This window comes from Muribaculum gordoncarteri (assembly GCF_004803695.1).
In the GTDB taxonomy this organism is placed as follows: Bacteria; Bacteroidota; Bacteroidia; order Bacteroidales; family Muribaculaceae; genus Muribaculum; species Muribaculum gordoncarteri.
This window is the reverse complement of sequence record NZ_CP039393.1, coordinates 628982-641928: the sequence shown is the minus strand read 5'-3', so window position 1 is coordinate 641928 and position 12947 is coordinate 628982. Positions and strand designations below refer to the sequence as shown.

14 protein-coding genes are annotated in these 12947 nt (G+C 48.4%); all 14 read left to right on the top strand.

Going from position 1 to position 12947, the window contains the following annotated elements; translation table 11 throughout:
* Positions 1-123: 123 nt before the first annotated feature.
* Positions 124-489 (top strand): 30S ribosomal protein S6, encoded by a 366-nt coding sequence (gene rpsF, locus E7746_RS02770; RefSeq protein ID WP_123396154.1) that lies wholly within the window; start codon positions 124-126, stop codon positions 487-489.
* Between the two features lie 3 nt (positions 490-492).
* Positions 493-762 (top strand): 30S ribosomal protein S18, encoded by a 270-nt coding sequence (gene rpsR / locus E7746_RS02765; RefSeq protein ID WP_068961324.1) that lies wholly within the window; start codon positions 493-495, stop codon positions 760-762.
* A 28-nt stretch (positions 763-790) separates the two neighbouring features.
* Positions 791-1234 carry a 50S ribosomal protein L9 gene (gene rplI, locus E7746_RS02760; protein ID WP_123396155.1) on the top strand — a complete coding sequence of 148 codons (444 nt, stop codon included), beginning with the start codon at positions 791-793 and terminating at the stop codon, positions 1232-1234.
* Between the two features lie 135 nt (positions 1235-1369).
* A complete protein-coding gene (gene cls, locus E7746_RS02755) occupies positions 1370-2788 on the top strand; it encodes a cardiolipin synthase (protein ID WP_136409761.1) in 1419 nt (472 codons plus the stop codon).
* 123 nt (positions 2789-2911) lie between these two features.
* Positions 2912-3214, top strand: coding sequence for a hypothetical protein (locus E7746_RS02750; RefSeq protein WP_238337312.1), 303 nt, complete (start codon positions 2912-2914; stop codon positions 3212-3214).
* 4 nt (positions 3215-3218) lie between these two features.
* The gene (zapA, locus tag E7746_RS02745) at positions 3219-3512 is read left to right on the top strand and encodes a cell division protein ZapA (protein WP_136409759.1); all 294 of its coding nucleotides are present in this window, start codon (positions 3219-3221) and stop codon (positions 3510-3512) included.
* A gap of 130 nt (positions 3513-3642) precedes the next feature.
* Positions 3643-5187, top strand: coding sequence for a ribonuclease Y (gene rny, locus E7746_RS02740; protein WP_136409758.1), 1545 nt, complete (start codon positions 3643-3645; stop codon positions 5185-5187).
* Between the two features lie 20 nt (positions 5188-5207).
* Positions 5208-6620: a PSP1 domain-containing protein gene (locus E7746_RS02735; RefSeq protein WP_136409757.1), complete on the top strand. Its 1413-nt coding sequence runs from the start codon at positions 5208-5210 to the stop codon at positions 6618-6620.
* The gene (locus E7746_RS02730) at positions 6604-7077 is read left to right on the top strand and encodes a gliding motility lipoprotein GldH (protein WP_168184280.1); all 474 of its coding nucleotides are present in this window, start codon (positions 6604-6606) and stop codon (positions 7075-7077) included. Before E7746_RS02735 ends, E7746_RS02730 begins: the two co-directional genes overlap by 17 nt.
* Before the next feature lie 40 nt (positions 7078-7117).
* Positions 7118-8299: a M24 family metallopeptidase gene (locus tag E7746_RS02725; RefSeq protein ID WP_136409755.1), complete on the top strand. Its 1182-nt coding sequence runs from the start codon at positions 7118-7120 to the stop codon at positions 8297-8299.
* Positions 8300-8315: 16 nt separating this feature from the next.
* Positions 8316-9734, top strand: coding sequence for a CCA tRNA nucleotidyltransferase (locus E7746_RS02720; RefSeq protein ID WP_136409754.1), 1419 nt, complete (start codon positions 8316-8318; stop codon positions 9732-9734).
* An 11-nt stretch (positions 9735-9745) separates the two neighbouring features.
* Complete coding sequence (gene msrA, locus E7746_RS02715; RefSeq protein WP_136409753.1) at positions 9746-10252, top strand: peptide-methionine (S)-S-oxide reductase MsrA; 507 nt, start codon at positions 9746-9748, stop codon at positions 10250-10252.
* Positions 10253-10996: 744 nt separating this feature from the next.
* Entirely contained in the window at positions 10997-11719 is a 723-nt protein-coding gene (locus E7746_RS02710) for a hypothetical protein (protein ID WP_136409752.1), read from the top strand.
* 10 nt (positions 11720-11729) lie between these two features.
* The gene (locus E7746_RS02705) at positions 11730-12869 is read left to right on the top strand and encodes a competence protein CoiA family protein (protein WP_136409751.1); all 1140 of its coding nucleotides are present in this window, start codon (positions 11730-11732) and stop codon (positions 12867-12869) included.
* The last annotated feature ends 78 nt before the right edge of the window (positions 12870-12947 follow it).

Below are 12947 nucleotides of genomic sequence, written 5' to 3'. Positions count from 1 at the left end.
ACAACAGCGACGGCCTTCTTGATTTTTATAGCTTAAAAATCAGCCCTTCACTTGCGCAATCCAAAAAAAATCAATACCTTTGCACTCGATTTTTTAACAAAACATTTTAAATTAACGTTTAACATGAACCATTACGAAACCGTTTTCATTTTAACTCCCGTTTTGTCTGATGCTCAGATGAAGGAAGCGGTAGACAAGTTCAAGGCAGTCATCACCGACAACGCCGGAGCTATTGTCAACGAAGAGAACTGGGGACTGCGCAAGCTTGCCTATCCCATCCAGAAGAAGTCGACCGGCTTCTACACACTTTTGGAATTTGACGCAAATCCCGAAGTAATCAAGAAGCTCGAAACTCAATTCCGTCGCGACGAGCGCGTTCTGCGTTTCCTCACATTCCGTCTTGACAAGTACGCTGAAGAGTACGCCATCAAGCGTCGCAGCCTGAGAGCAGCAAAAAATAATGCATCACAAGAAGTAAAGGAGAACTAAGACATGGCACAAGCTCAATCAGAAATCCGTTATCTCACCCCTCTGTCGGTTGACGTTAAGAAGAAAAAATATTGTCGCTTTAAGAGAAGTGGCATCAAGTATATCGACTACAAGGATCCCGAATTCCTCAAGAAGTTCCTCAACGAGCAAGGAAAGCTCCTTCCCCGTCGCATCACAGGCACTTCGCTCAAGTTTCAGCGTCGCGTGGCTCAGGCCGTAAAGCGCGCCCGTCACTTGGCATTGCTTCCCTATGTAACCGACTTGATGAAATAATCTTTAACGTTAAAGGAGACAATACATTATGAAAATTATACTTAAAGAAGACATTAACAACCTTGGATACAAGGACGATGTCGTTGAAGTAAAGAGCGGTTACGGCCGCAACTACCTTATCCCCCAGGGAAAGGCAGTCATCGCAACCCCCGCAGCCCTCAAGGTTCTTGCCGAGGATCAGCGCCAGCGCGCCCACAAGCTCGCCAAGATCAAGGCCGACGCCGAGGCAGTTGCAGCTTCACTTGAAGGAGTAGCCCTCACCATCGGAGCAAAGACAAGCGCAACCGGCACAATATTCGGTTCAGTCAACGCTCTCCAGATCGCCGAGGCTCTAGAGAAGCTCGGTCACAACATCGACCGCAAGCTCATCGTTCTCAAGGAGAATGTAAAGGAAGTTGGCAAATACAACGCTACCATCAAGCTTCACAAGGAAGTTTCAGTTGAGATTCCCTTTGAAGTAGTAGCCGAATAATCGGAATTTGACATAACGCTCATCAGCGGAGATTGCACAATGTTGCAATCTCCGCTATTTTTTTTACCGCCCTGCTGAACAATCTAAGCAAGTTTTTACTATCTTAGCGGATGATTTAATGCACATAATAAATCAATGGCCTGGTATTACGCACTGCTAATCGCCGCCTACGTTGGCACCATAATAAGCCTCGTAGCCGTCGTGCTATCGGAAAATCGCAATCCGGTAAAGTCGCTCGCGTGGATAACGGTGCTGCTGATGGTGCCGGTGCTCGGCGTCATCTTCTACATATTTTTCGGCCGAAGCCTGAAGAACACGCGCATGATCACACGCCGCAACCGCAGGCGACTGCGCAAGCGCGAGTCATTTCGCAGCATCGACATCAACACTATACCCTTCAGCGACGAGAGCATACAGCAGGTCAAGCTGGCGCAGACCCTGTCGGGAGCCATTTACTATCCAGGTAACAAAGTGGAGATATTCACCTCGGGCCAAGCGAAATTTGACTCGCTCATGGCCGACATCGAAAACGCACGGCAATACATACACCTGCAGTACTACATCTTCGACGACGACCGCATAGGCACCCGGATAGGCGAGCTGCTCATGCGCAAGGCGCGCGAAGGGGTCAAGGTGAGGATAATATATGACCACATAGGCTCCATAAAGACCAAAAACAAGTTTTTCAAGCAGCTTCGCGAGGCGGGCGTAATGGTCTATCCGTTTTTCCGCGTGACATTCCCCCACTTCGCCACACGCATAAACTGGCGCAACCACCGCAAGATAGTGATAATCGACGGCACCATAGGCTACATAGGCGGCATGAACATCGCCGACCGTTACATCTACGGCACCGGCGAAGGGCCGTGGCGCGACACACATCTGCGCATAACCGGTCCGGCTGTAGGCGCACTCCAATACTCATTTGCCGTCGACTGGAGCTTCATGGGTCAGCCGCTGCTTGAAGAAACCACCGATACCAACATTCCCGATGCACCGGGATTCACATCGGGCATACAGATGCTCACGAGCGGTCCCACAAGCCATTGGAGCAACATCGCAATGATGTTTCACAAAGCCATAGCGGGAGCGAAGCAGTGTGTCTACATCCAAACGCCCTACTTCCTGCCCACCGAGAGCCTGCTGCGCACATTGCAGACAGTGGCCTTGTCAAAAGTCGATGTGCGGCTCATGATCCCCGCCCGAAGTGACTCATCGATACTCACTTACGCCTCATTCTCCTACATCCAGGAGTGCCTGCGCTCGGGCATAAAGGTCTATCTCTACGAGCCAAGCATGATGCACGCCAAGACGGTGATCGTCGACGACGAGTTTGTGTCGGTAGGCTCCACCAACTTTGACTTCCGAAGCTTTGAATACAACTTCGAGAGCAACGTGTTCATATACTCCCACGCCGTCAACAGCCGCATGCGCGAAATATTTCTGGAGGACCAGAAGAAGTGCATGAGGGTAAGTTCCAACCAGTGGCGCAAACGCCCCGCTACACAAAAAGTCAAGGAGTCGCTCGTAAGGCTGTTAAGCCCCGTACTTTAGCACGGTCATATTGTCACATTTAACCCCGCTCCCCAATACTTGTTAACGTGGGATAACTTTTTTACGCAATTTTTTTCAGCAAAATTGTGGAACAACAATATTTTTTAGTACTTTTGTAAAAACTTGGAAATAATGGCAAGCGACCTGCAGCAAACACTTGACCGCATAAGCCGTAAAGCCCGATTGCTCACAGAACGCTACTCTATAGTTCTCAAAGAGAGAGATGAGGCACAGGCACGGATAGAAGAGTTGGAAACGACTGTTTACGACATGCGCAAGGAGATAGAAGAGCTAAACCGCAGAGTCGAATATCTGACCATTGTCACTACCGCGATTCCATCGCGCAAGGACATTGAGCTGAGCCGTGCCAGGCTTTCCGAGTTAGTGCGGGAAATCGACAGATGCATCTCCGAACTAAGCGAATGATGCAATGAAAGATAAACTGAATATAACTATACGCCTTGCCGACCTCGACCCGATGGCCATGTCGGTGAAGCTTCAGGAGGAAGAAATCGTTCGTTCAGCCGAGTATAACGTGAATCTCGTCTGGAGCAAATGGATGGAAGCCTACAAGAAAAACAAGACTTCAAAGGAAGTTCTGGCCATGGTGGCCTATCAGTTTGCCAAAATGTATCTTGAGCAACGCCAACAGTCACAGGCCACCCAAGAGGTTTTGACACAATTTGAGGACGAACTCGACCAAATGCTTCTGAAGGTCGAATGATATAGTTATCTCAGCTCTATCCCACAGTATTAGAGCGTATTAACCTGCACTTACAATTGTCACCGCATTCCATCGGGGATGTCGACAATTGAGGGTGCAATTTTTTTAACCATTTATTATATACCATTTTATGACATCATTATTAATATACGTCTTAGTGGGCATAGCGGCGGCCGTCATAGGTCTGGCCATAGGAGTGGCCATCCAGAAGTCATCGGCACGCAGCCAAGCCAAGACAATAATCGAAGAGGCTCAACAGGAATCGGAGATGATTAAGCAAAAGAAACTGCTCGAAGCACGCGAAGAAGAACTACAGATAAAAGCCGAAGCCGAAAAGCAAGCCAACCAGCGCTTGACTAAGATACAAGCGGCCGAAGCCCGAATCAAGCAGCGCGAACTGCAGCTTAATCAGCAGCAAGGCGACATAGCCCGCCGTCGCAACGAAAACGAAGCAATAAAGGCAAACCTTGACGCACAGTCACAAGTGCTTGAAAGCCAGAAGACCGAGCTCGACAAGCTCACCCGCACCGCTCAGGACACCCTGGAACACATATCGGGACTGTCGGCCGACGAAGCAAAGGAAAAATTAATCGAATCACTGCGTGACGAAGCCAAGACAGCAGCGGCCAGCTACATCAACGACATCATGGATGAAGCCAAGCTCACCGCCAACAAGGAGGCCAAGCGCATCGTAGTGCAGTCGATACAGCGCGTAGCCACTGAAACGGCTATCGAAAACTCGGTCACCGTGTTCCACATCGACTCCGACGAAATCAAAGGTCGCATCATCGGTCGCGAAGGCCGCAACATACGCGCACTTGAAGCCGCTACCGGCATTGAAATCATAGTCGACGACACCCCCGAGGCCATCGTACTTTCAGGATTTGACCCCGTGCGCCGCGAAATCGCCCGCCTCGCCCTGCATCAGCTCGTGGCCGACGGCCGCATCCACCCCGCCCGCATCGAGGAAGTGGTGGCCAAGGTGCGCAAGCAGATCGAAGAAGAAATCGTGGAAACCGGCAAGCGAACCGCCATCGACCTCGGTATCCACGGATTGCACCCCGACCTGATTCGCCTCGTTGGAAAGATGAAATATCGCTCAAGCTACGGACAGAACCTGCTCCAGCACTCACGCGAAACAGCCAACCTATGTGCAATCATGGCTTCGGAACTCGGCCTCAACCCCAAGAAGGCCCGTCGCGCCGGACTGTTGCACGACATAGGCAAAGTGCCCGACGAGGAGCCCGAACTGCCCCACGCACTGCTGGGTATGAAGCTCGCCGAGAAATACAAGGAAAAGCCCGAAATATGCAACGCCATAGGCGCCCATCATGACGAAATCGAGCAGACAACACTGCTTGCACCCATCGTACAGGTGTGCGACGCCATATCAGGCGCCCGTCCCGGCGCTCGCCGCGAAATCGTGGAAGCCTACATCAAGCGCCTCAACGACCTTGAGCAGCTCGCACTCTCCTACCCCGGAGTAATAAAGACCTATGCTATACAGGCCGGACGCGAGCTCCGCGTAATCGTAGGAGCCGACAAGATAGACGATGTCGAAACCGAAAAGCTGTCGGCTGAAATCGCTAAGCGCATTCAGGACGAAATGACCTATCCGGGCCAAGTAAAGATAACTGTAATCCGCGAAACTCGTTCGGTAAGCTTCGCCAAGTAATCTTTCATTAAGAGAGTACTATGGCAAAAGAATTTGACGACAAATGCCGTCGCGAGTTGTCGGAATGCGACCGATGCTCCAAGTGCACGGAAGGCAATTGCAGCAGCAAATGCGCTCCGCGAGGCAAGTTGCATTGTTACAACTGGCTCGATGACATTCCCGGCGGATATGCCGACTTCGACATGGTCGAGGTCCAATTCAAGAACACCCGAAAAGGGTTTTACAAAAACTCGTCCAACCTGCAGCTCTCCATCGGCGACATGGTTGCCGTAGAGGCTTCACCGGGTCACGACATAGGCATGGTGACGCTCACCGGACGCCTTGTGGCTATCCAGATGAAGAAAGCCAATGTGCGTCCCGATGCCGAAATACGCCGAATATTCCGCAAGGCAAAGGCCAACGACCTCGAAAAGTATGAAGAGGCCAAAGCCAAGGAGAACGACACGATGATACGTTCGCGCAAAATCGCCGAAAGCCTCAAGCTGAACATGAAAATCGGCGATGTCGAGTATCAGGGCGACGGCAACAAGGCGATATTCTACTACATCGCCGACGAGCGTGTCGACTTCCGACAGCTCATCAAGGTTCTTGCCGAAACATTTAAGGTGAGAATCGAGATGAAGCAGATTGGCGCACGCCAGGAAGCTGGTCACATCGGCGGTATAGGCCCGTGCGGACGACCGCTGTGCTGCTCGAGCTGGATGACCAACTTTGTGTCGGTGGCTACAAGCGCGGCACGCTATCAGGACATATCGCTCAACCCGCAGAAACTTGCCGGACAGTGTGCCAAGCTGAAATGTTGCCTCAACTTCGAGGTCGACACTTATGTCGAAAGCGTAAAGCGCATGCCTTCGCGTGAAATCGCCCTCGAAACCCTCGACAGCACCTACTATCACTTCAAGACCGATATATTCAAGCGCGAGATAACCTACTCGACCGACAAGTCGATGCCGGCCAATCTGGTGACTATAAGCGCCGACCGGGCATTTGAGGTGATCACAATGAACAAGCGCGGCGAGAAGCCCGAAAAGCTGGCATTGGAGGACAACGAGAAGCCCAAGCCGCCCAAGGAGTTTGTCGAGCTTGTTGGCCAGGACAGCGTGACTCGATTTGACAAAGCGAAGAAAAAGAAGCGCAAAAACGGCAATAACGCACCACAGCCCAATCAGCCCAAGGAGCGCAACAAGCAGGAGGGCGGCGAGCCCAAACAGCAGCAACAGCGACCGCCACGCCCGCCGAAGCCCAACGGCAATTCCAGCAAGGATGGAGGCGGCAACCGTCAGCCAAGGCCCGACAATAACGGTCAACGCCAGCAGCCCAAGCGTGACAACAAGCGCAATGACAATCGCCAGCCGCAACGTGACGGCAACAACAACCGTCGCGACAACGGCAACAAACCGTCAACTCAACCGAGCAATGACACACCTGCCTAAACTACTTTCCATAATAGCAATAATGACATTGTGTCTGGGAGCATGCGTTCCCGGGCACAATGATTTTAGTGAATTCAGGAATCTGCCTGCCGAAGGTTGGCTTTACGGCGACACAGTCAAATTCGTCCCGTCGATCGAGGACTCGACAGCAACCGGACTGCTCACCGTAGCAATACGCCACAACAATGAATATGAGTTCAGCAACCTGTGGTTGGAGATTACGCGCAACACCCCCGGAGGCGTCCTGCGGCGTGACACCGTAAATCTTGAGCTATCCGACATTTACGGGCGTTGGCACGGCAACGGTTTCGGCGCAAGCTACCAGTACAGCGACACGGTGGAATATCCCGCTTCGATAATAAACGGCTCTCCGCTAATGGTTCGACACATAATGCGTGTCGACACACTATGCGACATTGAACAAATAGGTATCACATTCGTTTCTCCTAAGAAATGACAACCACGGCTCCCCGAGGGCCAAAACCCAAAATTCAATTATGGAATTACATGCATTGACCCCGATTGACGAAATCAACCTTCGCATTGCCAAGATACGCAGCGCCATGATTCAGCAGAATCTTGACGCCATTCTCATATCCGACAATGCCAACATATACTATGTGACAGGCCGCGTGATAAACGGCTATGTCTACCTGCCGGCCGACGGTGATGTCACATATTTTATCCGACGCCCGCTTGAGCTGAAAGGCGACAACATCCACTACATCCGCAAGCCCGAGCAAATCGCCGAATACCTTGAGGCTAAAGGCATCGAGCAGCCGCGCAACCTCGGCCTCGAGCTGAGCGTGACCGACTACATGACCGTCGAGAGGCTGTCGAAGCTGTTTCCCTCCTCGACCATAAGCAATGCGTCGCAGGTTTTGCGTGTGTCACGGGCCGTCAAGACACCCTTCGAGCTGGAAATGCTGCGCCGTTCGGGCGTGAAACACGCCATGGTCTACAGGCACATCCCCAACCTCTATCAGGACGGCATGAGCGACATAGAGCTGCAGATAGAGATTGAGCGAGCATCGCGTCTTGAAGGATGCCTCGGACAATTCCGCATAAGCGGTGGGTCGATGGAGCTTTTCATGTGCAACATCCTCACCGGTGAGAATGCCGACACCCCCACCCCCTATGACTTTGCAATGGGAGGCGGAGGTCTTGACCCGTCACTGCCCGTAGGTGCCAACGGCACGATAATAAAGCCCGGCATGACCGTCATGGTCGATGCCAACGGTAACTTCACCGGCTACATGACCGACATGACCCGCGTGTTCTCGCTCGGCAATGTAGAGCCTCTCGCATACGAGGCCCATGAATGCTCGATAAAGATATGTCGCGAACTTGAAAAGCTCGGCACTCCCGGCACTCCGGCATCACAACTGTATGAACGCGCAATCGAGATTGTGACACAACACGGCCTTGAACACTACTTCATGGGCCATGCCCAGAAAGCAGGATTCATAGGTCACGGCGTAGGCATCGAGATAAACGAGCTCCCGGTAATAGCTCCACGCTCCAAGGACATCCTGCAGCTCAACAACGTGATTGCCCTTGAGCCAAAGTTTGTAATCCCGCAGATTGGAGCCGTAGGCATCGAGAACACCTACATCGTCACCGCAAACGGGCTTGAGCGCATAACCAATGCTCCCGAGCACATAATAAGTCTTGACTAACATCACCATTCAGTAAATGACCCCGTCACAGAAGATAGATACACCTCTCTTTCACTCAGTAGGCTCTATTGCCGATTCCATGAACCGCCAATGCTATGTCGTCGGCGGCTATGTACGCGACCTGTTCCTATGTCGACACTCCAAGGACATCGACTTTGTGACCGTAGGCAGCGGAATCGAGGTGGCCGAGGCTGTAGCCAAGCATCTCGGACGGGGAGCGCGATGTAACGTGTTCAAGAATTTCGGAACGGCGCAAGTGAAATTCAGGGACACGGAGCTTGAATTTGTTGGAGCGCGTCGCGAGTCCTACAGTCACGACAGCCGTAAACCCGTAGTTGAGGACGGTACTCTCGACGACGACCTGTCAAGGCGTGACTTCACTATAAACGCCATGGCCATGAGCGTAAATCGTGACAACTTCGGTGAGCTTATCGACCCCTATGACGGAGTCGGCGACCTCGACCGTCAGCTGATACGCACGCCCCTTGACCCCGACATAACCTTCAGCGACGACCCTCTGCGCATGATGCGCGCTATACGCTTCGCCACTCAGCTTGGATTCACTATCTACGATGAAACATTCGAGGCGATAAGCCGCAATGCGTCACGCATCAAGATTATATCCCACGAGCGCATCGCCGACGAGCTTATGAAGATAATGTCGTCGCCTGTCCCCTCGATAGGCTGGACGCTACTTATGAACTGCGGACTTCTCTCCTACATTCTGCCCGAACTTGAAGCGATGAAGGGAGTTGAAACGGTCAACGGCCGCGGACACAAGGACAACTTCTACCACACTCTTACCGTACTCGACAACGTGGCACGCAAGAGCGACAATGTATGGCTCCGTTGGGGTGCCCTGTTGCATGACATCGCCAAACCCGTGACAAAGCGCTGGGACGGAAAATCGGGATGGACTTTCCACAACCACAACTTCATCGGAGCCAAGATGGTTCCGCGCATATTCAGGAATCTGCGACTTCCGCTCAACGAGAAGATGAAATATGTGCAGAAACTCGTAGAGCTGCACATGCGTCCCATTGCATTGGTCGAAGACGAAGTAACCGATTCGGCCGTAAGGCGATTGCTCTTTGATGCAGGCGATGACATCGACGAGCTCATGACTCTGTGCGAAGCCGACATAACCTCCAAAAATCAGGTCAAGGTGCGACAGTTTCTCGACAATTTCGCACTCGTAAGGCGCAAGATGGTGGAGTTGGAGGAAAAAGACCGCATCCGCAATTTCCAGCCGCCGGTATCGGGCGAGGAGATCATGGAGATATACGGCCTGTCGCCTTCACGCGAAGTAGGACAAATAAAAGAGAGCATCAAAAATGCCATACTCGACGGAGTAATCCCCAACGAGCGTGACGCGGCCCTTGAATATATGCACCAAGTAGCCGCAAAAATGAATCTGCATCCCCTCAACCCTTAATATATAAACAAATGCTTACCGTATACTTTGCCGGAGGATGCTTTTGGGGCACCCAGCACTATTTCAAACAGATAAAAGGAGTTGTCAACACCTGCGTAGGATATGCCAACAGCACTATCCCCCATCCCACCTATCACGAAGTGTGCACGGGCATGACCATGGCCGTCGAAGGTGTAGAAGTTCAATACGATCCTGCCGTCGTGAGCCTCGAATTCCTAATCGAGCTATACTTCAAGTCGATTGATCCTACATCGCTCAACCGCCAGGGCGGCGACAAAGGCACACAGTACCGCACCGGCATATACTACACTAACGCCGAGCAGCAACACATCATAATCGACACGGTAAACCGTCTTGCCAAGGATTACGACCGCCCGGTAGTCGTGGAGATAATGCAGCTCAAGAACTTCTATCCTGCCGAAGAGTATCATCAGGACTATCTCGACAAGAACCCCAACGGATATTGTCACATCCATCCCGAGCTGTTTGAACTCGCCCGCAAAGCGAATATGCAGTAATACCCTACAGCTCCGCCCCCTACCCATATTGACGGCACCTCCGCCCCTTCTGCATCGTTGCCCGCTCCGGCAATGACAGGCTACTTGTTGTCCGCACCCCTCTACCGGTTCATTTTTAGTACCACTGCTCAAGGAACTTCCACTGCGCGGTGCCGCCGGTTAATTCCCGGTGGCAGGTTCTCCACCTCGTCTTTTACAGCCTCCATTTTATCAACCGCAATCGGCTCATAGCTGTGCTCGACAAGCAAGCCCGACATATAATTGTACTGACAATATAACAAATAGATAGTTTAAGTACCATAAAACAGCCATTTAAGTTGCAGGCGTTAATTATTCATGGTTATATTCTTTTGCGTTTATTTTCTTTTTTCAGTGGTCGACAATGAGATTGAGATAGAAGATAAATAGAAGTCAGGCCTATATTATTGGTTGGGACCAGTTTAGATGTATATATCTAAGGCTGAACCAAACCGTTTTCATATTACATATTGACATAAGCCCTAAAAAAATGTATATTTGCAATTGATTGAAAGAAGTTACATCACGACATTCTGAAGAAAAGAAGCGTTATGCTCTTATTGTAAACTGAAAAACGTAGGACTTTTCAAAAGGATGCAAGAGATAGCACAATGGCTCTCACACATATCACGTTGGTTACTATTGTTACATCTGCATCAATTAATTTCCTACAATCTTCAATTTTGATGTAGTATAGTTGCCCACGTTTTTAATTATATAATAGTTATGAACCGATTATTTTTGATAATATCATTCCTTGTAAGTCCATATGTTATATGGGCACAGACATTTATATCTGAAAATGATACTACAGCATTTGTTGAGTATAATGATGGCAAACAATGGGTTTATCGAATTATTGATGGGCTTACTGTGGGAATGGCTAATGAAGAATTTAAAGATGATTATGGGAAATATTATCAGGTCTACTTTTTCATAAGCAATAACCGAGATTCAACTTTGACTTTTAATCCAGAAGAAGTTTTCGCAAATTTGTTGTCAAATAAAGGAGATACAATCTGTTTGGAAGTATATACCAATGAGAAATTTCAGAAGAAAATAAAAAAGGATCAAACATGGGCAATGGTATTGTATGGGCTTTCAGCAGGGATAAATGCAGCCTCGGCTGGTTATTCAACAACTTATACCACCTCATATTCTCCTAATGGATACGCATATACATCCATCAATCGTACATATGACGCAAAAGCCGCATACCACGCAAATATAGCAGCGGATATGCAAATACTGACATTGGGAAAGATGATGGACAACGATAGAGCAGTAAAGGAACAAGGATACTTAAAACTTAATACTGTTCATCCAGGAGATGCAATTGTTGGATACATGAATATAAAGCATAAGAAAGGGAAAAGATTGCTTATAGCATTGAATATTGGAGATAATACATTCTCATATCTATGGGATATAGAAAAAAAGAAGAAATAACACATACCAAATGGTTCAATATTTATATGCTAATAATATAAATGGCTCATTAGTCGACATCTCTAATGTCACACATGAAAATAGGGAAAGATACTATTGCCCGTCATGCGGCATAGAAATGAGTGCGGTTCTTGGGAATAAGCGAGAACACCATTTTAGACATAAGGGGGATTCGTGTAGTTATGAAAGTTATCTTCATAAGATTAGTAAATTGCTACTTAAATGGCGGTTTGACAATAATTATAAGTTTGAAATTGCTTATTATGTAACCCAAAACTGTCCTAATACAGACTGCTGCTTAAGAGATTCAAACTGCAATACCAATATTAAAGAATTACATATAATCAACCTTAAGGATTGCTATAATATTTGCGAAATAGAAGGGGCTTATAGTGGCTTTAGAGCCGATATTAAATTATCAAATTCAGATAAACCCGAAGCAACTCCACTGTTTATAGAAGTTGCAGTTACTCATAAATGTTCCCCTGAAAAAATATCATCGGGAGTGCCTATAGTCGAAATCTCGGTTACGAATGAACGAGATGTATTACACCCTTTAATAGAGCAGAAAACGACCGAACCTCTATTACATCAACATATAACTTTGTCTAACCCACAGTATATTGAAGAAAAAATCAAGTTTTATAATTTCGATAGGATTATTTATCCATGTAAACAACTTTCTCGTTTTATAATCTACAAAGACAGCAACGATTACATTCGGGGTGGAATAGAGAAATGCATTGGCTTATGTAACACTGTAATTGGGCAATATAATAAAGCCTCGCTATTTGAGATTCAATTTGATGATTCAAATCTTACGAAAAGGTATAAATATCATATTTGGTATTTTGGCATTTCTTTTGCCATTAAAGAAGGTATAAATATCCAAAACTGCAGAATATGTCGTAATTATAATTCTTGTGTAATAAAATTACCAACAAATAAAATTGATGTACGGACAAAAAAGCGGTTTTTTATAAATGTTCCTATTTCACAATTAAACGATAATCAGTTTAACACAACTCATCAAGCTAATAATTGCAGGAATTTTACATACAATGCACAGTTTATAACACAAATCCTTAACCATTTTAAGGATTTTAAGTATTGTGTAAGTAAACCGTATTTACCATATTCCAAAGGTTGACCTTTGAATCATTAGAGATACTTTCAGCATTGACTTGAAAATGCAGCTCGGAAAATTCCCTAATGAGCTAAGGAAATT

Excerpts from the sequence above, each read along its gene's own strand:
- rny (WP_136409758.1), top strand. The coding sequence starts at position 3,643 with ATGACATCATTATTAATATACGTCTTAGTGGGCATAGCGGCGGCCGTC.
- rplI (WP_123396155.1), top strand. The coding sequence starts at position 791 with ATGAAAATTATACTTAAAGAAGACATTAACAACCTTGGATACAAGGAC.
- E7746_RS02730 (WP_168184280.1), top strand. The coding sequence starts at position 6,604 with ATGACACACCTGCCTAAACTACTTTCCATAATAGCAATAATGACATTG.
- E7746_RS02725 (WP_136409755.1), top strand. The coding sequence starts at position 7,118 with ATGGAATTACATGCATTGACCCCGATTGACGAAATCAACCTTCGCATT.
- E7746_RS02705 (WP_136409751.1), top strand. The coding sequence starts at position 11,730 with ATGGTTCAATATTTATATGCTAATAATATAAATGGCTCATTAGTCGAC.
- cls (WP_136409761.1), top strand. The coding sequence starts at position 1,370 with ATGGCCTGGTATTACGCACTGCTAATCGCCGCCTACGTTGGCACCATA.
- rpsR (WP_068961324.1), top strand. The coding sequence starts at position 493 with ATGGCACAAGCTCAATCAGAAATCCGTTATCTCACCCCTCTGTCGGTT.
- rpsF (WP_123396154.1), top strand. The coding sequence starts at position 124 with ATGAACCATTACGAAACCGTTTTCATTTTAACTCCCGTTTTGTCTGAT.
- E7746_RS02735 (WP_136409757.1), top strand. The coding sequence starts at position 5,208 with ATGGCAAAAGAATTTGACGACAAATGCCGTCGCGAGTTGTCGGAATGC.
- E7746_RS02720 (WP_136409754.1), top strand. The coding sequence starts at position 8,316 with ATGACCCCGTCACAGAAGATAGATACACCTCTCTTTCACTCAGTAGGC.
- msrA (WP_136409753.1), top strand. The coding sequence starts at position 9,746 with ATGCTTACCGTATACTTTGCCGGAGGATGCTTTTGGGGCACCCAGCAC.
- E7746_RS02710 (WP_136409752.1), top strand. The coding sequence starts at position 10,997 with ATGAACCGATTATTTTTGATAATATCATTCCTTGTAAGTCCATATGTT.
- zapA (WP_136409759.1), top strand. The coding sequence starts at position 3,219 with ATGAAAGATAAACTGAATATAACTATACGCCTTGCCGACCTCGACCCG.